The sequence below is a fragment of the Ehrlichia ruminantium genome (genome assembly GCF_009728835.1).
Taxonomy (GTDB): Bacteria; Pseudomonadota; Alphaproteobacteria; order Rickettsiales; family Anaplasmataceae; genus Ehrlichia; species Ehrlichia ruminantium_B.
Map to the genome: position 1 here is coordinate 927040 of NZ_CP033455.1, position 23132 is coordinate 950171.

General features: G+C 28.6%; 14 protein-coding genes and 1 tRNA gene. 6 read left to right on the forward strand and 9 right to left on the reverse strand.

The features are described 5' to 3' along the window. Window positions 1-1261: 1261 nt before the first annotated feature. A complete protein-coding gene (locus EDL80_RS03135; protein ID WP_158406732.1) occupies window positions 1262-2566 on the forward strand; it encodes an adenylosuccinate synthase in 1305 nt (434 codons plus the stop codon). Between the two features lie 1325 nt (window positions 2567-3891). On the opposite strand, the gene ruvX is transcribed toward EDL80_RS03135, so the two are convergent. The 3 genes from ruvX to EDL80_RS03150 all read right to left on the reverse strand — a co-directional run bounded on the left by ruvX (window position 3892) and on the right by EDL80_RS03150 (window position 7877). Beyond that, entirely contained in the window at window positions 3892-4362 is a 471-nt protein-coding gene (gene ruvX / locus EDL80_RS03140; protein ID WP_158406733.1) for a Holliday junction resolvase RuvX, read from the reverse strand. Between the two features lie 1407 nt (window positions 4363-5769). After that, window positions 5770-7557 (reverse strand): ribonucleoside-diphosphate reductase subunit alpha, encoded by a 1788-nt coding sequence (locus tag EDL80_RS03145; protein WP_158406734.1) that lies wholly within the window; start codon window positions 7555-7557, stop codon window positions 5770-5772. Between the two features lie 247 nt (window positions 7558-7804). Continuing rightward, window positions 7805-7877 (reverse strand) — tRNA-Glu (locus tag EDL80_RS03150). A gap of 1476 nt (window positions 7878-9353) precedes the next feature. Between EDL80_RS03150 and EDL80_RS03155 the strand changes: the two genes are divergently transcribed. Continuing rightward, window positions 9354-10163, forward strand: a complete 810-nt coding sequence (locus tag EDL80_RS03155; RefSeq protein WP_230957185.1) for a polyprenyl synthetase family protein — start codon at window positions 9354-9356, stop codon at window positions 10161-10163. Window positions 10164-10262: 99 nt separating this feature from the next. After that, window positions 10263-11114: a hypothetical protein gene (locus EDL80_RS03160; protein ID WP_230957601.1), complete on the forward strand. Its 852-nt coding sequence runs from the start codon at window positions 10263-10265 to the stop codon at window positions 11112-11114. Between the two features lie 744 nt (window positions 11115-11858). Here EDL80_RS03160 and EDL80_RS03165 read toward each other — a convergent pair. Continuing rightward, window positions 11859-12923, reverse strand: coding sequence for an FAD-dependent oxidoreductase (locus EDL80_RS03165; protein WP_158406736.1), 1065 nt, complete (start codon window positions 12921-12923; stop codon window positions 11859-11861). A gap of 1399 nt (window positions 12924-14322) precedes the next feature. Beyond that, entirely contained in the window at window positions 14323-14739 is a 417-nt protein-coding gene (locus EDL80_RS03170; protein WP_158406737.1) for a nucleoside deaminase, read from the reverse strand. A 150-nt stretch (window positions 14740-14889) separates the two neighbouring features. Between EDL80_RS03170 and EDL80_RS03175 the strand changes: the two genes are divergently transcribed. Together EDL80_RS03175 and EDL80_RS03180 are read left to right on the forward strand one after the other, a co-directional pair. Continuing rightward, window positions 14890-15318 (forward strand): hypothetical protein, encoded by a 429-nt coding sequence (locus EDL80_RS03175; protein WP_158406738.1) that lies wholly within the window; start codon window positions 14890-14892, stop codon window positions 15316-15318. Window positions 15319-15882: 564 nt separating this feature from the next. Then, window positions 15883-17343, forward strand: coding sequence for a replicative DNA helicase (locus EDL80_RS03180; protein WP_158407094.1), 1461 nt, complete (start codon window positions 15883-15885; stop codon window positions 17341-17343). A gap of 968 nt (window positions 17344-18311) precedes the next feature. Here EDL80_RS03180 and EDL80_RS03185 read toward each other — a convergent pair. The 3 genes from EDL80_RS03185 to rpmF are packed head-to-tail and all read right to left on the reverse strand — an operon-like array spanning window position 18312 to window position 20518. Further along, on the reverse strand, window positions 18312-19271 hold the full coding sequence (locus EDL80_RS03185) for a beta-ketoacyl-ACP synthase III (RefSeq protein WP_158406739.1): 960 nt from the start codon (window positions 19269-19271) through the stop codon (window positions 18312-18314). A 17-nt stretch (window positions 19272-19288) separates the two neighbouring features. Next, entirely contained in the window at window positions 19289-20299 is a 1011-nt protein-coding gene (plsX, locus tag EDL80_RS03190; protein ID WP_158406740.1) for a phosphate acyltransferase PlsX, read from the reverse strand. A gap of 36 nt (window positions 20300-20335) precedes the next feature. Next, window positions 20336-20518 carry a 50S ribosomal protein L32 gene (rpmF, locus tag EDL80_RS03195; RefSeq protein ID WP_158406741.1) on the reverse strand — a complete coding sequence of 61 codons (183 nt, stop codon included), beginning with the start codon at window positions 20516-20518 and terminating at the stop codon, window positions 20336-20338. 144 nt (window positions 20519-20662) lie between these two features. Here rpmF and tgt point away from each other — a divergent pair, with 144 nt between their 5' ends. Further along, on the forward strand, window positions 20663-21856 hold the full coding sequence (gene tgt, locus EDL80_RS03200; protein ID WP_158406742.1) for a tRNA guanosine(34) transglycosylase Tgt: 1194 nt from the start codon (window positions 20663-20665) through the stop codon (window positions 21854-21856). A 511-nt stretch (window positions 21857-22367) separates the two neighbouring features. Here the strand turns inward: tgt and pstB are convergent. Continuing rightward, window positions 22368-23129, reverse strand: coding sequence for a phosphate ABC transporter ATP-binding protein PstB (gene pstB, locus EDL80_RS03205; protein WP_158406743.1), 762 nt, complete (start codon window positions 23127-23129; stop codon window positions 22368-22370). Window positions 23130-23132: the final 3 nt, after the last annotated feature.

Here is a 23132-nt window from a genome sequence, read left to right on the forward strand (position 1 = left end):
TCATTAACACTATATATTATAGAATACTCATTAAAGTCACAATTATTTAGTACAATACACACAACATACTCATTAGTAACAAAATAGTATATTCTATTAATACTATAGCAAATACTTAACAGGACAATTCAATGAATACTTCTAACCATATCACACTTTTTCCAACCTCAAAAATCACCCAGTTAAAATATGCTATAAGAAAACAAATTGTCTCTTATTAACATTAGAGCAAATACTTAACAGGCTAATTCAATTAATACTTCTAACCATACAACACTTTTTCCAATCTCAAAAATTACCAGTTAAACCATGCTACAAGAAAAAAAATTGTCTCTTATTAATATTAGAACAAATACTTAACAGGATAATTCAATTAATACTTCTAACCATACAATACTTTTTCCAACCTCAAAAATTACCAGTTAAACCATGCTACAAGAAAACAAATTGTCTCTTATTAACATTAGAGCAAATACTTAACAGGATAATTCAATTAATACTTCTAACCATACAACACTTTTTCCAACCTCAAAAATCATCCAGTTAAAATATGCTATAAGAAAACAAATTTGTCTCTTATTAACATTTTAACATTAGAGCAAATATTTAATAGGATAACTGAAAAAACCCTATTAATTGATACAACAACATATATTATTTATTTCACTAGTAGCTAATCTAACATTAGTTAGCATATTTGCAGATAAAAAGATTATCGAAACCAATACTATATAAACAATTTTATCCCATTTATCCAAATAGAACCATTAATCAACATAACAAACACTATGCTATACCCAAGCATGGATTAACAGTCAAAAGTAGTTTTAAAAATCTAAATATTCTGTTTATTCCTAAATACCACAAGATCATACATTTACAAGTATTAGAATAAATAAGTGAATTATAACTACTATAACAGAAGATTGATTAGTGGAATTACTACATAGTACATTCTCTATTTTAGTACCCATAAAATCCAAAATATGTTTTACCCTATTCTTACAAAATACCTTAATAATATTATATAAAAAATATTACAGCGATTTAACAACAATATAGACTTAGTATCCTAGAATGACTGACTTGCTATTATTATATTATTTTTTTTCTATATATAACGCCAATGTATTAACCATAGATAATTTTCCCATAGTAACTCAAGAGTATAGATACATAAAACAATAGTCTTTAAATACTAAATCATTTGACACAATTTCTTTATTTTGCTAGTGTGACTGGGGATTTATACAGAAAAGCTATGGCAAATATAGTAGTTGTAGGATTACAATGGGGCGATGAAGGTAAAGGAAAAGTTGTAGATTGGCTATCCAATCAGGCAGATGCTGTAGTTAGATTTCAAGGAGGTAATAACGCAGGTCATACCATAGTAATACAAGATAAAACTTATAAGCTAAATTTATTACCATCATCTATTCTACATAACAATAAGTTATCAATAATAGGTAATGGAGTTGTCCTAGACCCTTGTGCTTTAATATCTGAAATTGAGAATCTCAGAATTAACGGGATTAACATTAATACTCAGAATCTGATAATATCAGAATCTTGTCCTTTAGTACTTAGTATTCACAAAGAAGCAGACACATTATTCGAACAGTTAAGACAAAATACTATAGGTACCACAAATAAAGGGATTGGCCCATGCTATGCAGATAAAATTAGCAGAAGAGCTATTAGAGTATGTGATTTATTTGATAACAAAGACACACTATATAACAAGGTTAATCATCTTTTGAATTATCACAACTTATTAAGAGAAAACTTTAATATTGCAACAGTAACAACAAGCACACTAGTAAACGAACTTTTAGAAGTAGCACCTAAAATATTACCGTTTGTTCAACCAGTATGGAAAATTATATACGACTTAACACAAAAAAATAAAGTGATAATTTTTGAAGGCGCACAAGGTACGTTTTTAGACATTGATCATGGAACATATCCTTTTGTAACATCAAGTAACACTATAGCACCACAAGCTTTCGTAGGATGTGGCGTTAATCCTTCAAACAATTCCTGTGTCCTAGGAGTCATCAAAGCATATACAACAAGAGTAGGAAATGGCCCGTTCTTTACTGAACAAAATAATGAAATAGGTACATCTATGTTTGAGATAGGTAATGAAATAGGAACAGTAAGCAATAGACAAAGAAGATGTGGATGGTTTGATGCAGTACTAGCAAGGCAAGCAATCATATTATCTGGAGTGTCAGGTCTAGTTTTAACCAAGCTTGATGTGTTAGATCAGTTTAGTGAAATAAAAATATGTACTCAATACAGGTGTGGTAATACAATATACGATTACCTCCCAGCATCATCTGACGTACAAAATAACTTAGAACCAATTTATGAAACAGTACCTGGATGGCAAGAAAATACATTTGGTAGTGTAACATATGAGGATCTTCCTAAAAATGCAATATCTTATATAAAAAAAATTGAAGAAATTTTAAAAGTACCAGTACATTTGATCTCTACAGGGCCAGAAAGAAACGCTATGATTATTATCAATAATAAGTTTTTAGGATCAAATTCGTTATAAGTAGTATTTCAACAACACATACTCCTTTTCAGTACTAACATACTATAATAAACATCATAATCTAACAGTGTATTTAAAAATAATCCACATATTCTATTTATAAAATGCTCTTTTACTATCAGTGATCAATTCCCTTCTGTACCTTCTACATATACACCAGTACATAAAACCATTATCTCCAATACAGAAAACATTAATATAGGACGCCTTTTAATCTAGATTCAAAATTAAGCATATACAGTTGCAAGAATAACAAAATAACATTAGCTCAATAAAAACCTGAACGTGATCACCCATACACTACACATAACAACTAACCAAGAAGACAGCAAATTTTTAAATATATGCTGCTATATTTTATTATGATAAATATATAACACATACTAAAATATGTAATGATTCAACATGTCAGTATCATCAACACAAAATTTATTCCATTGAGAATATACAACTCACTATACAAAATTTAACAAATAAACAAATATAAGAGAATTTTATTCATGATAGCAGCAATACAGGACAAATTTACAAAAAAAATAACAAACAAAAGATACATATAAAATCTAACAATTGCCTATTATATAAGACAATATTATACAAATAAAAGACTACAAAATATACCAAGTAAATAACACACAAATACACATTGCTTAACAAAGCAACTTAAACATACACATACCTATCAACATTGTTAAAACATATATGTCAATCACACAATTAAGTCTACAATCTTAAAATAAATACCTACAAAAAATGATCATAAATAACTTAATACAATACATGATATTCTAACATATATAACACACATGTAAAATTAACATCACATAACAAAAATTACCACAATGTAATTCCACAAATGCTAATATAACTTAAAAAAAAAAATATCACATTAGCTACACGAACAAAATATACCAATTACTATAATCACGATATAAGAATTACAGTTATATTAATTAGTACAGGACAGCACTCAAGAGTAAATACACTTAGATAAATTAATTGCAGTATAACATTTGTTACATTCTAATTATAATATAAAAATGTTATGATAAACACATTAATATTACAAGCATAACCAATGCTACAGACATAAATAATACACAGTATACAACTTAACCATAAATATAAATAAAATTATCTCTTACACTGAGTTATAAATTTCTCTAATCTAACAGCTAATTTTATGGATACTTCAATAGTAACTTGTTACAGAACACTAACTCTTTTATATAAGATTATTATACATTTACTGAGTATCAATAATATTAAATTTTCTATAAGACCTTGTATATCCACACATAATCTCAAAATAAATGACCATATTTCTACATCTGAGAAATCTTTACTATGTCTAATACCTGTTGTAAAATTAACACTGCAGCAATCTTATCATCTATTTTCTGAGATTCTTTTCTCTTAATATTAGCCAACTTTGCTATTCTAGTAGCCATTGCAGTACTATACCTTTCATCATGCAAATAAATATTAATTGCATACTTCTTAATTATACGATCCGCAAATAATATTACTTTAGTGCATAACTCATTATCTATACCTGACAAATCAATTGGGAATCCAATAACTATTGATCCTGCATTATTTTCGATAAATACACTATATAAACTACCCAAATCTTTCCTAGTATTTCTTCTAACATATACACTGTGCGGTATTGCTATCAAATTTGTCTTATCACTTAAAGCAACCCCGATTTTTCTCTCCCCAAAATCTAGACACATAATTCTTTTTGTTCTATCTATAACTTTTTCAAATTCATTAATATTTTTATACAACATTATATTTCACTACCAAGCACACTTTTTGAAAATTTATAACAAAATACAATACTAACAGCACAATATACATAACCTACCATACAACACACTAACTACCCATATAAAAATAATACAAATAATCAATAATTCTCACATCTATCTTACACATGCTAAGAAATAATACAATTAGCAAAAACAAACATCATACCTACTGCTACATAATTATGACCTAGATTACCTATAATGTATGTATATCATTATGTAATAATAGTATTCTACAATTTCTTACAATCATTACATTGGGTAATTTAAGTATGATTTTATAACCATTAATATCTATACTCACTATAAGACACTTTCTACTAATTACATCAGGGCTTGTGAATTATAATCACCAAAATTTGTTGTTTCCCTTTCAGGCTAATTATCAGATCACTAATAATACATATCTATAATCACTCAAGAATAACCTCTAATAATTTTTAGATTACTAATATTAGATAATCTACCTACCACAATTTTATAATTACTAAATCTATATAAAAAATACTTGCTACCAATTACACAAAGATTTGTTACCTATAATCGCCAAAATTTGTTGTTCTCCTTTCAAGCTAATTAATTGATTTAGTATATAATGCTCATATTATATCTAAATCTATACCCATATCTCAAATTAACAACCTCACTACTACAGAACAAAATATATTTACAATTTACTTAATTATGTTATGAGCTTCCTAGTACATTATCTAAATTATATCAACTTCCTTATTTAATTACAGCTACCATCAATGCATCTTATTAATTCATAAATGCCTTCGCTGCTTATATTAATATGACATTTTCTAGTATCACAAAAATGCATTATTTATCTTATGCTAATGAGTCAAAATTTTTGTAGTATATTAAACATTTTTCTATTGAACACAATACCAAACTCTCTCAATTGCTGAATTTAAGGATTTAATATTTTGTACTATTAATACTGTATTACACTATAAAAAAAACTACAGCCAGTACTTATATACTAATACTTCATATGATTGGTCTATAAAACTAACAAAAAAATGTACATGTAGTACGTTTATCACAAAATAATATTCTTACAGAAAGATACATATATTTGTTATTTTGTGCTTATGGCAATCTTCCAGTATACCACTCAATCATACTGCTTTTATCAATATGTTATATAATCTTAATAGCTGCGCTAGTATTTAGCATTACTAGCACACAAATACTCTAGCTAAAAGCAGCTTACTCACATAAATACATCAATAAACCTCAACCTACATAAATAATGTAGTATTACCAGCACATATACATTGTTTTTTATTATTAACATCTTCCAATATATCATCTATTTTTAATTGCTATGACTAATGATCTACAACTTATTAATAAGTTAAAACTACTATACCAATGTTATTGACATGATAGACACTCATCATAATCAAAATTTGTTATTTGTTTACACTGTTCAATCGATTTTTCAAGTGCTCCACGAGATACTTTATCTGCACGTTGGATTGATTTTGACCTCGAGTAATATAAACTCTTTAAGCCTTTCTTCCAAGCAAGAAAATGTATTTTATGCAAATATCTCTTATGTACATTAGCAGGTAAAAAAATATTAACAGATTGTGCCTGACATATGTACTTTGATCTGTCACTACTGTGTTCTATTATCCATCTCTGATCAAGCTCATATGCAGTTTTAAACACCAATTTCTCCGTATCAGTTAAAAAATCCAAATGCTGAACAGAACCTTCATTAGTTGAAATAGTAGACCACACTTGATCATTATTTTCACCCTTTAATATTAATAGCTTTTGTAAAAATTTATTTCGTACAATAAAAGAACCAGTCAAAGTTTTATGCGTAAAAACATTAGCTGCGTAAGGTTCTATACCAGGAGATGTATTCCCAGCAATAATTGAAATAGATGCAGTAGGAGCAATAGATAATTTATTAACAAATCTCTCCATAAAACCAGCATCTTGAGCATCAGGACAAGGACCTTTTTCTACAGCAATTCGATAAGATGCAGCATCAGCATGCTTCTTTATATGAGAAAATATCTTTTTATTCCATATGGTTGCTGCCACCGACTCAAAAGGGATCATTTTACTCTGCAAAAATGAATGAAATCCCATCACTCCAACACCTATACTACGTTCACGCATAGCTGAATATTTGGCTCTTTCCATCTCACTAGGAGCTTTTTCTATAAAATCAGTCAGCACATTATCAAGAAACCTCATTACATCTTCTATAAATAATTCATTACCTTGCCACTGTTCATAATATTCAAGATTCAACGACGAAAGACAACATATAGCTGTACGAGATTTATTTAAGTGATCATATCCAGTAGTAAGAGTAATTTCGGTACATAAATTAGACATCTTTATATCAAGATTTAACTTTTTATAAATCTCAGGTTTATTCCGATTAACATGATCAATAAACAATATATATGGTTCACCAGTTTCAACCCTAGCAGTTAAAATCTTTATCCATATATCACGTGCTTTTACAGTAAAAATTACAGATTGATCTTTAGGACTAATTAAGTCCCACGTTGTATCATTTTCTACACATTTCATAAAATGATCCGATAATACAACACCATGGTGTATATTTAACGCTTTCCTGTTAGGATCACCACCTGTAGGCTTTCTTAAATCTAAAAATTCTTCAATTTCTGGATGCCAAACCGGCAAATACACAGCAGAGCTACCACGTCGCAAAGATCCTTGACTAATAGCTAAAGTTAAAGCATTTTGTACTACAATAAATGGGATAATTCCAGAAGTTTTTCCACTACCACGAACCTTCTCACCTATAGAGCGTAAGTTACCCCAGTAACTACCTATCCCTCCACCTTTTGATGCTAACCATACATTCTCATTCCATAAATCGACAATGCCTTTTAAACTATCTTCTGTTTCATTTAAAAAACATGAAACTGGCAATCCTCTATTTGTGCCACCATTACTTAATATCGGAGTAGCAGGCATGAACCACAATTTACTCATGTAATCATACAGCCTTTGTGCATGCTCTGAATTATCTGCATAATATTCAGAAATTCTCAGAAATAATTGTTGATAATCTTCATTTTCAAGCAAGTATCTATCAGATAACACAGCCTTACCAAAAACAGTTAGGTTATTATCCCTCTCGTAATCAACAATCACTGATCCCATAATTTTTTACCTTATTTTTTACCCACAAATCTTATACATATTATCAAAAATATTGTCCAGATAATATATCTTGTATTTATCTATTATATAAAACACAATATATAGAAGTATAAATATATTAAACAATTAACATAACAATAAACAGGCACACATTTTACACAGTAAACCCATATATTACGAGAAAATATTTCCCTAAACAAAAAAGAAAAAACTATATTTTATTAAGGAAATTTAAAGAACATGAAAGTGACTCCCACGGGAGTCGAACCCGCGTTACCACCGTGAAAGGGTGGTGTCCTGGACCACTAGACGAAGGAGTCATACCAGCAGATTATAAAAGTGAACATTACTATAGTCAAATATTATTGTTAACGATTTATTTTAACATGTAATACTTACCCATACTAAACATAACCATTATAGCACCCTCTTCACACAGTAAAATTAAGTATGAAGTATGCAATTTATCTTGCATCAATACAATATTTCATATATTACAATTATTACCAAATGTTATAGATTATCAACAGCAATAAAACAGTAAACTATTAGGCAAACATTGACACACGGCAATATATAACTCACTTTTATATAGTTCAACCAACCATACATTACATATAGATTATCAATAACAATAAAACAGTAAACTATTAGGCAAACATTGACATACGGCAATATATAGCTCACTTTTATATAGTTCAACCAACCATACATTATACAAATTATCACTAATATTAATATTATCTATAGCAATAAATAATTATCAAACACCTGACTACTAAGTATATACTGTCAGTTACTTATGCTTAATTAAATTCAACAATTAAAATATGATAAACGAACATTAAGTACTACTAACAACATGAAAACCAAAAAACCTCTCATCTAAATCTATAAATCTTTAAATAAATACCTTTTACATAATAAAATTATAAGAATTTAACTCATAAAATCTAGTTTACACACTCAAACAACTAACAATCATCATAATTCTCGCACATTGTGTTCAAATACTTAATCAAGATATTCCATTATATGGAATAACAAGTATAATAATGCAAAACGAATAATAATTTTTTTAAGATAAATATCAATTTAATAATAAACAATACAACATATATCAGCAATTCTACTAAGATTCAGGCTACACATCAGTAAACTATCAAATCAACAAAATTTAAACAACATTAGATAAAAGTGATGTAGTACATAAAAGAAGTGCATTAACAAAAATATTTTATGTTTATTATTTACAGTGAAAAAAACCAATACAAAATACAGTTATATATAGAATTACTACATGTTTCAGTATGTTAATATAATTTAAAATACCAAGCTAAGTAATAAGACCAACATGAAAAACAACTACTAACAAACACATATCTTAAACAATATACAACAAACAAATAGACAATTTTAGATAATCCATGTAGCAAAATTATATATTATACACGATATAACTTATAATGAATTTTACAATCTACCATAATGTGATCATTGTTGAGTAACAGCATATATATTTTCAAATACATACCTAATAAAGCGAAATAAACACACTAATACTATACCTATAGTTTATTATAAATAATATTGAATAATAATGAAAGAAATAACAAACACCTATATATTTATAGTTATCATTATATTGCAAATATATATGACAATACACGTCTACAAATTTTTTGATTGAAATATTATATAAATAACATTGCATATTACTTATGAAATTTCTATAATTCTAAAATCTTGATAAAGCAACTTTAGGAGTGGTGTTGTCTTATAGCATATCATATTTGATGGAGAATTACAGTAAGTTATTTACGCAAGAGTTGCACAATACCTTACCAAAAACTGATCATGATGATATATTATTAACATCAATGAAATATTCCCTTTTCACTCCAGGTAAACATATACGTCCTTTCCTTGTTAATGCTTCTGCTCAAATATTCAATGTGAACGTAAATAGAACATTGTCCATTAGTGTAGCTGTCGAACTTATACATGTTTACTCCTTAATACATGATGATCTACCAGGCATGGATAACGAAGATATGCGTAGAGGACAATTAAGTTCACATAAAAAGTTCACTGAAGCAATCGCAATATTAACTGGCGATGCACTATTAACTTTAGCATTTGAAACACTATCCACAATTAATGAATCTCCATACATACGCTGTCGTATCATACAACTCCTATCACAAGCTATAGGATATCAAGGTATGATAAAAGGACAAGTACTTGATACTGAAACAATTGCTAAAGATATTGATGACATAAAAACTATGCACATGTTAAAGACTGCCCGGTTATTTTCTGTAGCATGTGAACTAGGAGGAATTCTTGGAGGTGCCTCAGATACTGAACTTAATGCTCTAAGAAATTATGGATTAAACCTAGGGCTTGCCTTTCAAATTAAAGATGATATAGAAGATATATGCGATGATAAATCTAAGAATAACATACTTAACATACTAACCAAAGAAGACAGTGAAAATTATATGAATTCTTTAATAGATAGATCAATAGAATACTTAGCTATTTTTCCAAATAAAACAGATATTTTAAACAACTTAGCTGAGTTTATAAGAAACTTACAATAAGCGATGAAGAAAATACTATATAAATTGTTATATGTTTGCCTGATCATAATAGTTTTAACCATTATAGGGAAAATATGTGAGCCATTATTTATAAAAATGATGTCTAATAAAGAACATACTGACAGCGACAAACCATATAAAATAAACTTTCCTGACAGTCTTACATATAACATAGGATATCACCTACTTAGACCAATGATTGAATCTCGAATCGATTACTATATAAAAGAAAATGGACTAGCAGAATACTTATCACAAATAAAACGCAAAACTATAATCCCAGATTCATTTACACAACATGACTCTCTTAAAGGGTCAGGGAAGACAGCATTATGCGGACAAAACATTTCAGCAATAATATATAAATTTTCATATACTGACGATAGTAAGCAGATTATTAGTGAAATGCTAAAAAATACATTACAAGAAATAAAATTCAAATTAGGAGAAAGCATTATCAAAGAACTCAATTATGCAATAGATGGTATGCAAGAAGGGGGCGAACGTATTATTATATTAATGGATCAAAAAGGCATACCAAAAGAACAGTATTATGTAAAATTAGTATCTGTTGATTCAACATATCCTGCATCAGTTAATAATTTACTAACCTTTAACAATATTATTGAAGATTACGAAGGTACTGTTAACAAGTTTCGTTGTGGAGATACTGTAAGTATAAAATACAATATACGAGAATTAGATGGTAAGACAATACTACAAGACCAAAGATTGCAGTTCACTATTGGACAAAATCAAGCCCCTCTAGCAATAGAGTTGGGTACCATTAATATGAGACAAGACATGGTAAGATCTATTATTGCGCCATTAGAACTTTTCACTAATTTTGATAAACCTGAAAATTTCAATGAAACTAACATAAAATTAGTTGATATTACTGCAATTAAAACATTACAACATCCACAAGAGAAGAAAAACCCAGATAATTAGTAAGCTCTTTTATATTGTATGAATTACATAGAAAAACTAAGAGTATATATTAGAATTCAGTATAACATTAACATAAACTATATTTAAAACACTTAGTATACCAGCACAATAAAATATTACACATATATTAAACTAATAATTAAAGTATATGTAATAACCATCTGGCCTTCTATAAGTTTTACAAACTGAATATTTGATGAAGACAACACAAAACTTAAAAAATAATCAGTAACATAATTCATCTATAAATTTTTTACAAATCAACTTATTCAAATAACTATCGAAGTCATACTAAAAGTGCTTAATTATCCAACATTTCAAATAACATATTACCAAGCTTACATAAATAATCCGTCAATTTCAGATTCATACTAACATATTTATAGTAACATAACGCTTAATTACTAAAAGTACTATAACGAATTAAAACACATATCAAAATTTCACGATTACTCAATACCATTATCAATTCAGTACACTAATAATTAAAGAATTACTACTTGAAAATACATAGTCACAGTACTACTTCTTCTATTAGATATATTAATTATTACCATTCTTATCTATTTTAAGTATCCAAAGAACCGGCATTATACTATTACTACCCTATACACTAACAATTGAAGCACTACTACTGAAAGCAGCACATAACTAAGGCTATTCCTTCTATAAATAGCAAATGATTACTACCATTCCTATCTGATCTAAATATCCAAAAAAGCGATTTATATATCAATAATAGTATCAATTCAATATATTAACAATCGAAGAATTGATATCCGAAGATCCATTCAATAAAAGCATAACTTCTTCTATTAAGGATGGAGCTAATAAATAACCATGCCTATATAACCCATTAATTCTAATTATATTACCCTCAACATATATTCTCGGCAAATTATCAAGAAATGCTGCTCTACAATTTTTTGACATTTCTATAATTCTAGCCTCAGCAAATCCTTTATGTACCGAATAAGCTGAAGACAATAATTCTAATACAGATTGTACAGACACCTCAGACATATCATCACTTTCTATCTCAGTAGCCCCAACAACAAAGTAAGAACCAGGCCTAGGCACTATATATATACTATATTTAGGATGCACCATTCTTATAGGCCTATTAAAACTTACTTGTGGAGCATATAATAATATTATTTCACCTCTAACTGCCCTTAAACCAGGTAAATCATTTCTTGCACCTATTCCTCTACAATCAAATACAAAATCAAATTTATATTCTATACCATTTTCTAAAACTATATACCCGTCACCAATTTTGCTGACACAAACATGTTCATACCATATAACATTATATTGCTCTAAAGTACTCATGATATTCTGAAATAACCCTGAAGTATCAATATGACCTTCCCATGGTAAATATATACCATAAGGAAATAAAAGTTCAGGTTCCAGTAATTTTAATTCTTGCTCATCTATTATTCTCAAATGATTAAATTTCAACTTTCTTTTAATAAACATCACAAATCTGTCAAGTTCTGACACATCATTTCTATGAGCTACAATCACACTGCCAGACATTGTAAAAAAAGTATTCCCTACTAAACCTTTAATAATAGAAGGCCACAAATTCAATGATTTCATACCTAGTTCAAAAATCACTTCTTCCATTTTTTCTAATTCTGAATACAACGCCAACATACCTGCAGCAATAGCACCACAACTTTGTCTATCATTCTTACCAAATTTATCAAATAAGGTAACTTGCCAACCATCTTGTAATAACCTCAATGCTAATAATCTACCTACTAACCCCGCACCTACAATACCAGCTTTTCTAGTCATATAAATTTAAATATAAAAATAAATCCTAACAAAAATTACTCACTAATTAATAAAACACTCATTTAATTATAAACAATATGTACAGTCAATTATTATCAAAGAAAACCTTATAAGAATAATTTTAAGTACCAATAGAGAAACACCAAAAATAACAAATATATAATTTCAATGATAATAACTTTTAATATATTTACCTTAATTGATATAAATGTAATTTTATAAAAAATATCACAACAATAGCAGATACACGATATTAATATTATCTCACATGTAACTATCATTAACATACATAAGTTATCCAATCGGTATCCTTAAATATAAATTGATAACATAAAATTTCTTATACATTATATTAACAATTATCATTTTATCAAAACACCATATTATTCAGAAATTTACCCTGTTATACGATTCCCAAATTATCAAAATATATATCACAATATACTAACCCTACTTATCATATAGGCTTATCACTATTTTCACACATAATATACACCATATAAAATACACACTGATAACATCAAATATTATATAAACAACACTTTATATATCTACTTATAACTATTATTTCAAACTTACTATCTCACTAGATATCATAAATATACCACAACTTATTACACAAAATACAGACCATTATCTGATATCTCTACAAATATCCTTTATCCTATAAACAATTAATCTATCCAGAAAAAATCATTTATATAATCTTGTTGAAAATTACCTACAAACACATCACTACTTGTTATAAAGTATTATAAAAAAACTACTACACTATTAGTAATATAATAGATAATTATTATTAGTGTACTTACCTACATTTAGACAGTATAAATAACATCTTAAGTTCAGCATATAATTATTAGTAGCCATACAAATGGTCTACCACGAGAAGTTTTAATATTACCTTTTACTACCTATAACTATAATGACCAATTTAAACCTATTCTATAACGCAATATTTACATAATACTAGAGATATTATCTCAAAACCCCACCATATTATGACTAACAAGAGCAAACATGTCGGTACAATACCCTTCATTATAACCAATTTATAACAGCTTTCATACAAAGATTAAAAAGCATTTGAGATTACTCATTGTTACCACTATAATTATGTTTTATTACACAACAACACTACGTTTAATGTTTTACATCTAACATGATATCTCTACGGCATTTTTAACCATAATAAAATTATTAGTACTAACATTACATAAATTTGACAATATTCAACCCAAACAATGATTTATAGATTAGATTACCTACAACTAAACAATAGTCCTTTATTTTAAGAACATACATACTAATCACAATATACATTTATAAAAAATCAATCAAAAGCAAATTATGTTATATATTTTATAGAGTAATGTTTTGCAAAATATTCTATATACTATTATCTTAACTTTTTAAAAAAATTAGTCATTAGTTGTACATTTTCTTCTTCTAATATTCCTCCATATACTTCTGGAACACTATGACAGAATTGAAAAACTCTAGCTCCATTTTCAACACCTCCATACTTCTTATTATATGCTCCAAAATATAATCTACGTATTCTAGCAAAAGATATTGCTTGAGCACACATTGTACATGGTTCTAAGGTTACGTACATATCACATTGGTTTAATATATGCGTAGATAATACAATACAAGCATTTCTTATAGATAAAATCTCCGCATGTGCAGTCGGATCACAATTTCTGACATTTGAATTGTTATTGCAAGATATTACTTGATTATTATATACTATCACAGCTCCAACTGGTACTTCTAGTAAATCCTCTTGTGCTTTACTAATAGCTAGCCTCATATAGGTGTAATTAAACACTGCTTTATCTTTAAGCAAAATATTATTATACAATAAAAGTTATTTATTAATATATGTATTTTATTTGTCAATAGAGTTTACTATTACCATTATATTATGATATAATATATTAGCATTTTTATAAGTTGACCTATGTATTCTGATATTCTTACATGGTTAGTCATAACTTCAGGTGCTTTAGGCATCTGTATAGCGTTATTTACTTTATATAAGACTTGTTTACACCAGTTTATTTTAAAAATACTCACTGATGATGACTATGAAGACAAGTTAACAGATGAAGAAAAATATAAGCTATATATAGAAAAGAAACAGAAAGAAATCATTAAACACCAAATGCTACACAAGTATATAGCAGAAGACCACATGCCAAAATATCAAAGCAATATGAAAATTGTAGCAATTATGGAACCTATAGGCCAATGGACTAAACTCGTAATGTCAGAAAAGCTACAAAGGTTTGCTGGCTTAAAATTTGATGAAAATCAAACTGGATTTTGGCAAATGTTTGTAAGTATGAAATCATTATCTCAAGGAAAACATAGAGGAAGATCTAAGTAAATATTTACATTACACTCAAAGGAAACACTTTGTAATACACTACTATTTTTAACGTGCAATGCAAAACTATGGTAACAGCATAAGATTCATAATAATTAAACACCAAGGTTGCTACCAAACTCACTCAAATAATTCATAATTTATTATATATATTTTACAAAAATCCTAATCATCACTAATCTATACACACACAAATCTGATACAACAACATAATCAGCAATCTAGTACTACAATAAAAGGACCTAATTTCAACTATGACACTACTAACTTTCTCCCTTCTATAAACCACAGTACAATTTTTTCATGCATTAATAGTTTACAATATACATATATTGAGTAACCATAACAACAATACATGAATCACTATACTTATAGAATTCTTAGCAAAAAATTTGTCATCTATAGGTAATTTTGAGTAAAATGACGCTATCTAATATAAATATTAGTCAAACTTTAACATTAATGATAGACACAGAGAAGCTATAAATAATGTATGGCTAAATTATAGTATTAGATTTTTATCTTAGGTTATAATGATATAAATAGTGAGAGGGTACCTTGGATTTGAAATCAAGCACTAATAAAAATTTAGAGAAATTAATATCTGAACTTCCATGTAATATTGAAGCTGAACAAATATTGCTGGGCGCAATGTTGCGTGATAATAGAGTTTGCGATGCAGTTGGAGATTTAATAACAAGTGAAGTTTTTTTTGATCCGTTACACCGTCGTATTTTCGAACAAATTTTCAAAATCAATAAACGCGGACTAGTTGCTAATGAGTTGAGTTTGAAAATGTTTTTTGACCATGATGAAGCATTAATTGAATCTGGAGGTGTTGAATACTTAGCAAAAATAGCAACAAAAGCAAGTATCATTTTTGATATTAAAAACATAGCAAACATAGTCGTTGATGCATATTTAAGAAGATGTCTTATCTCATTTGGACAAGATATGATTACCAATGCTTACAACTATGACATTGATAATCCTGCTGTATATCAGATAGAAAATGCTGCTCAAAAACTCTTTTTACTTAGTAATCAAGGAAAATCAGATAGCACTTATAGCAAACTTGCATTTTTAGTAGAAAATATTACTAAAAGAATTGAATTTGCAAGAAGTAATGAAGGTACTTTACAGGGAATATCTGTAGGATTTCGCGATTTAGATCAGTTATTAAATGGGTTGCAGAAATCTGACCTAATTATTCTAGCAGCACGTCCATCTATGGGTAAAACAGCTTTAGCATTAAATATGGCCCTAAATGCTTGCAAACTTCTACATAGTAAAGATCAATATACTGGAATGCACATAGGTTTTTTTTCATTAGAAATGTCAGCTGAACAACTAGCATCTAGAGTAATAGCTATTGAGTCAGAAGTCAGTTCATATAAAGCATTATCTGGTAAAATTAGTGGAGAAGAACTCAATAAGGTTATCGATGCCAGTACTAAAGTATGCAATTTACCACTAATTATTGATGATACATCCAGCCTTTCAATAAGTAGTTTAAGAACAAGAATTAGAAGAATGCATCAACTATATAATTTGGGAGCAGTTTTTATAGATTACCTACAATTAGTAAAAGGGACAACTAAACGTAGTGGAGAAAATAGAGTCCAAGAAGTTTCTGAAGTAACACAGGGACTTAAAGCTATTGCAAAAGAATTAAATATACCAGTAGTGGCACTATCTCAATTATCTAGGCTAGTAGAACAACGCGATGACAAAAAACCCCAACTTTCAGATCTAAGAGACTCTGGTAGTATAGAACAAGATGCAGATATTGTAATGTTTTTATACCGAGAAGAATATTACGAACTTAGAAAACAACCTGCTGAAGGAACAAATAAGCATATAGCATGGCAAGAAAAGATGAACTCAATAAGCAATGTAGCAGATGTATTAATCTCAAAACAGCGTAATGGTCCAATAGGAAACGTTAAACTATTTTTTGAAGCAGAAAAAGGTAGATTTAAGGATTACACAGCAAAATATAACCCTGCAGATTTTAATATGTAATTTCTTTACAATAATTTCTCTAATTGGGTAAAAAATAAATCTAACTACTAAAACTGCATATATCTTACTTCTATAGTAACGTAATAGTGGGAAAGTGATATAGATAATTTCCCTATATAGAAAAATATAAATCAAGAATTACATTACAAACTTTCAATATGTAATTTCTTGAATTACAATTTTTTACAATCAGATACAAAACAACTTCAAGTACTAAACATAATCTTTCAATCTTACAACAACACAATAGCAGAAGAAATCTGCCAACCTTGTGATATATATAGAATATAAATTAAGAATTATATATTATAAACTTTCAATATGTAATTTCTTGAATTGCAATTTTTTACAACCAGATATAAAACAACTTCAAGTACTAAACATAATCTTTCAATCTTATAACAACACAATAGCAGAAGAAATCTGTCAATCTTGTGATATATATAGAATATAAATTAAGAATTATATTGAAAATACAACTTTGGTAAGTAACTTGCTATGGCTATAAATTTTATATTTTGACTATTTACACACATGATAGTACGGCTAAAATAATATGATCTACTAAAAATATTACTATTATTCATAATATTTAGCATGTTTCTCTATAGCTTTTCTTTATATAAAATTTTTCATAACATTTATCTTGCATACATATAATAAACTACCCACATTACTAATATGAACTAGAAAAATTAGATTTTATTATATACTGACCATAAAAATATTACTTTAATATTATAATACTTACATGCCTTACTATATATAATAATAAACAATGTACCTTAATTTATCTCAACATACACTCTAACTAATTCACCAGACTAATACCTATCTTATAATTTCAAAACTTTTATAAAAACCAAAATATTAAAAATATAAAAACAATATTATAAGCCTTACACAAATACTAAGATATATACTCGCTTAACTATCTGATAGTTAGAATAAACAAAAATTTTACAAAATTATAATTTAACTAAACATACTCCCCAGGTAATACCGCCACCTATTGCCGCTAAAACTACAAGATCATCTTGTTTTAACTTTCCTGCATTTTTCGCATAAGACAACGCTAATGGTATTGAAGCTGCAGACGTATTAGCATGCTGATCTATACTAATTACCATTTTCTCATAAGGTATATTTAACCTCCTCGCTACTAACTCAATAATACGAATATTAGCTTGATGTAATACAAACCAGTTAATGTCATCTAAACTCAAATGATTTTTATTTAGCATACTAGCTATCGAAGCAGTTAATTTTTCAATCGCATGTTCGAATACAACTGTCCCATTCATACATATTGTACCTGCAATACCATTATATGCTACACCACCATTCGTATACAATAAATGATTTAGAGTACCATCAGAATATAAGTCAGTAGAGATAATACCACTATCTCGTATAGAATTATTACTTAAAACAACAGCACCTGCACCATCACCAAATAATACACATGTAGATCTATCCTGCCAGTCTATAATCCTAGACATTACCTCAGCACCTATAACCAGTGATACATTAACTTGACCAGCTTTTATAAAATTATCAGCTATAGCCATAGCATATATAAACCCAGAACAAACAGCCTGAACATCAAAAGCAAAAGCATTCTTACACCCCAATTTAGACTGAACTATAGTAGCACAACTAGGAAATGTCCTATCCGGGGTAGTAGTGGCAACAATAATTAAACCAACATCCTTTTGATCAACATTTGCATCACTCAAAGCAAGACTCGCTGCCTCTAGAGCCATATCTGACGTCATTTCATTATCTGCAGCAATATACCTTTGTTTAATACCAGTTCTCTTAACTATCCATTCATCACTGGTCTCAACAGTCAAAGCAAGCTGATTATTTGTTACTAAGTTTTTAGGTAAATAAAAACCTATCCCTAATATGCTAGATTTTCTCATTTAATAATACTACTTTTTTAACTTAATTCATGAACAATCTTAGCATTAATATCATGAACTACAGCATTAACAACTACTTTTACAGCATGAGCAAAAGCCAATTCATCAGCATCCCCATGACTTTTTACTACTACACCATTTACCCCTAAAAACATAGCTCCATTATGCAGTTTAGGATTAAATCTACTAAAATTCTTTACCAATTTTGGCTTGAGTAATAACCCTGCAATTTTTGTTACTATAGATTCATAAACTGATGCTTTAAAAATTGAAGTAATACTAGTTGCCATAGCCTCAGATACCTTTAACACAACGTTACCAGAAAAACCATCAGTAACTACAACATCAACTTTACCATCTACCATATCTCTAGGTTCAACATAACCACAAAAATCTATATTACCCTTAGCTTCTTTTAATAAGGAAAATGCTTCCCTAATTACACCAGTACCCTTAACTTCTTCCTGACCAACATTAAGTAATGCAACTTTAGGGTTAGATATATCTAATACAGCTTTTGCAAAAGCACAACCCATAATAGCAAACTGAAATAAAGAATTTGCACTACATTCAACATTAGCACCTAAATCTAATATTACAAAATCCTTAGACCTAGAAGGAACTTTAGTACAAATAGCTGGACGATCAACATTAGAGAGAGTACCTAATACAAAACGTGATATAGCCATTAAAGCTCCAGTATTACCGCAAGATACTGCTCCAGATGAAATACCAGTTTTTATACTATCAATTGCACACCACATACTAGAAGATTTACGCTTTCTTAGAGCAAAAGAAGGCTTATCATTTGCCAAGACAACATCTGATGTATTAATAAAAATACTATTATCACGTACTATTTTATACCTATCTAGTATAGGTAATACATAATCCTCTTGACCATATATATTAAAAGAGACGTTTTTATCAACTAATAAATTTGTTAAAGCAAAATTCAAACCACCTACTACTGCCTCTGGAGCAAAATCCCCCCCCATAGCATCTACTGCAATTGATATTGTGCTCATCTATATATTTCCCAATATTCATCAGTATCAAAACAATTATACATTATTATCGACTTCTACTATTTGCTTACCATTATAGTACCCACCTAAACATATATGATGAGATAACTTATATTCCCCAGTTGTTCTGTCAATTCCAATATTAGGAACTCTTAATCTACAATGTGAACGGTGCATATTACGACGTGACTTTGACTTTTTTCTTTTGGGTACAGCCATTAATATAAACTCCACAATTCAAAATACCAGGGTATATTATTAACGAAAAAACAAGAATTAGCAAACTTTTTTCAACTAAAATCTAGCAAAAATTTATAAAATAACTTAAACATTATTGAAAAATATTGAATCTTTATATTGTTCATGTACAAAAGCTTCCAATTTAAAGTTGAATATCAACATAACAAAGCAAGGTTATGTACTATAAATACACCTCATGGTACAATTAACACGCCAGCTTTTATATTTTGTGCTACAAAAGCAGCTATTAAATCTCTTGATATTTCAAAAGTTAAAGAATCTAATACACAAATAATACTGTCTAACACATATCATTTAATGCTACAACCAGGTGCAGATATTATAAAAAAATTAGGTGGACTACATAAAATCACTGGATGGAATAAACCGATACTTACAGATTCAGGAGGATATCAAATTTTTAGCCTAGGTTACGGGTCAGTATCACAAGAGATAAAAAGCACAGGACGATCAAATAAATCCAAAACCCTAATATCAATTAATGAAGATGGTGCAACTTTTAAATCTTATATAAACGGTAATATATATCACTTAACTCCTGAGAAATCTATACAAATTCAACATAAGCTAGGAGCAGATTTAGTTGTAGTGTTAGATGAGTGCACTCCATTCCACGTAAGTTACAATTATACTAAAAATTCAATGCTTATGAGTAATCGATGGGCCATTAGATGTATTAATGAATTTAACAAAATTAATGATAACTCCCAAGCATTATACGGAATAATTCAAGGAGGAGTTTATCAAGACTTAAGAAGAGAAAGTTGTGACTTTATCAACAATACTCCATTTTTTGGACATGCAATAGGTGGCTCACTAGGAAACTGTAAACAACAAATGTATGATATAGTTTCTTTTACCTCAGACAACTTAAATAAAGATCGTCCCATACATCTTTTAGGCATAGGTAATATTGACGATATTTTTCAAGGAGTTAAGGCAGGTATAGACACTTTTGACTGTGTATATCCCACAAGATTAGCTAGGCATGGAGGAGCATTAGTAAAAGTACAATACAGAAATGAAGAAACCCCTAATAGAGAACACATCAATTTACGAAATGAAAGATTTAAAATAGATACAAACCCGATAGAACAGGATTGTAAATGTTTTACATGTTCCAATCACTCACGAGGATATATACATCACCTTTTAAAAGCAAAAGAAATACTCGCATATAGCTTACTTACAATACACAATATATATTTCATGAACAACCTAATGCGTGCTATTAGAGAATCTATATTGAATAATACACTAAATACAGAACAAAAAAAATGGACACTCACTCAGTAATATAATAACAGAAGGTTTCAAGATCACAGAACTTTTGTATAAAAGATTAAACTCACATTTTTAATAACGACAACAACTTTATTACTGAATATCAGCTGTTCTTACTCTTATAAAAAAACTGATTGCTATTTTTAAGTATATACAACACATCAAATAAACTCATACCATTACAGTTTCAACAGAAAAATTTTCATTTGCACACTCTACAATTATACTATTCCTATATACCTATCAGGTAACTCCTACTGCAACAACATAGTACTCTCCAGACACTAGAGTTCAATATACAAATAAACACACCATTAATACCTAAAACAATTCAACTTTTGTAAATTACATTAAATTCATTATACAAATGAACTTACATAATAGAAATTAATACTACAGCTTACTTTATTACCATTAAAACACATATGTTTAACACTATTAGTTTTATAACATATCGTGTATAAAGCACAACATACTAAGTATTAAAGCAACTCAATTACGTTTCTTTGTTGAACAAAAACTGTTATAAGTGATCTACTATATATCTTTTTGTTTTGCTAGATTGTGGATTGTTAAATATTTCATCAGTAGTATTATATTCAACTAACTTACCAGATTCAAAAAATGCCACTTTATCAGATACTTTACGAGCTTGTTTCATAGAATGAGTGACTACAATAATAGTAAAATTCTTTTTTAAGTTTTGTATCAAATTTTCAATAACATTAGTAGCAAAAGGATCAAGAGCAGAACATGGTTCATCCATTAGTAGCATTGTCGGCCTCACAGCAATAGCACGTGCTATACATAAACGTTGCTGTTGCCCACCCGATAATTCAAAAGCATTATCCTTTAACCTATCAGACAATTCTTCCCATAAACCAACACTAGTTAAACTCTTTTCAACTATTTCATCTAGTTTCTTCTTATTCTTAGCCAATCCATGTAACTTTGGCCCATATGCAACATTATCATATATAGACTTAGGGAAAGGATTAGGCTTTTGAAATACCATACCAACTTTAGCACGTAAAAGAACTACATTTGTATTCACAGAACAAACATCTATATCTTCAATTGTTAAATTACCTTTAATTCTACAATTCGATACAAAATCATTCATACGATTAAAACATCGGAGAAAAGTAGACTTACCACATCCTGAAGGCCCTATAAATGCAGTAACTTCTTTCTTGTATATGTCTAAACTGATATCATGTAAAATTTGGTTATTATCATACCACAAATTTAAGTTTTTAGCAGATGCATGAACCTTTAGAGACATATT

What these genes read in the sequence shown, in the direction of transcription:
- EDL80_RS03175 (WP_158406738.1), top strand. Translation starts at nt 14,890, where the DNA reads ATGTATTCTGATATTCTTACATGGTTAGTCATAACTTCAGGTGCTTTA.
- EDL80_RS03145 (WP_158406734.1), bottom strand. Translation starts at nt 7,557, where the DNA reads ATGGGATCAGTGATTGTTGATTACGAGAGGGATAATAACCTAACTGTT.
- EDL80_RS03185 (WP_158406739.1), bottom strand. Translation starts at nt 19,271, where the DNA reads ATGAGAAAATCTAGCATATTAGGGATAGGTTTTTATTTACCTAAAAAC.
- pstB (WP_158406743.1), bottom strand. Translation starts at nt 23,129, where the DNA reads ATGTCTCTAAAGGTTCATGCATCTGCTAAAAACTTAAATTTGTGGTAT.
- rpmF (WP_158406741.1), bottom strand. Translation starts at nt 20,518, where the DNA reads ATGGCTGTACCCAAAAGAAAAAAGTCAAAGTCACGTCGTAATATGCAC.
- EDL80_RS03155 (WP_230957185.1), top strand. Translation starts at nt 9,354, where the DNA reads ATGGAGAATTACAGTAAGTTATTTACGCAAGAGTTGCACAATACCTTA.
- tgt (WP_158406742.1), top strand. Translation starts at nt 20,663, where the DNA reads ATGTACAAAAGCTTCCAATTTAAAGTTGAATATCAACATAACAAAGCA.
- EDL80_RS03170 (WP_158406737.1), bottom strand. Translation starts at nt 14,739, where the DNA reads ATGAGGCTAGCTATTAGTAAAGCACAAGAGGATTTACTAGAAGTACCA.
- ruvX (WP_158406733.1), bottom strand. Translation starts at nt 4,362, where the DNA reads ATGTTGTATAAAAATATTAATGAATTTGAAAAAGTTATAGATAGAACA.
- plsX (WP_158406740.1), bottom strand. Translation starts at nt 20,299, where the DNA reads ATGAGCACAATATCAATTGCAGTAGATGCTATGGGGGGGGATTTTGCT.
- EDL80_RS03135 (WP_158406732.1), top strand. Translation starts at nt 1,262, where the DNA reads ATGGCAAATATAGTAGTTGTAGGATTACAATGGGGCGATGAAGGTAAA.
- EDL80_RS03160 (WP_230957601.1), top strand. Translation starts at nt 10,263, where the DNA reads ATGTCTAATAAAGAACATACTGACAGCGACAAACCATATAAAATAAAC.
- EDL80_RS03165 (WP_158406736.1), bottom strand. Translation starts at nt 12,923, where the DNA reads ATGACTAGAAAAGCTGGTATTGTAGGTGCGGGGTTAGTAGGTAGATTA.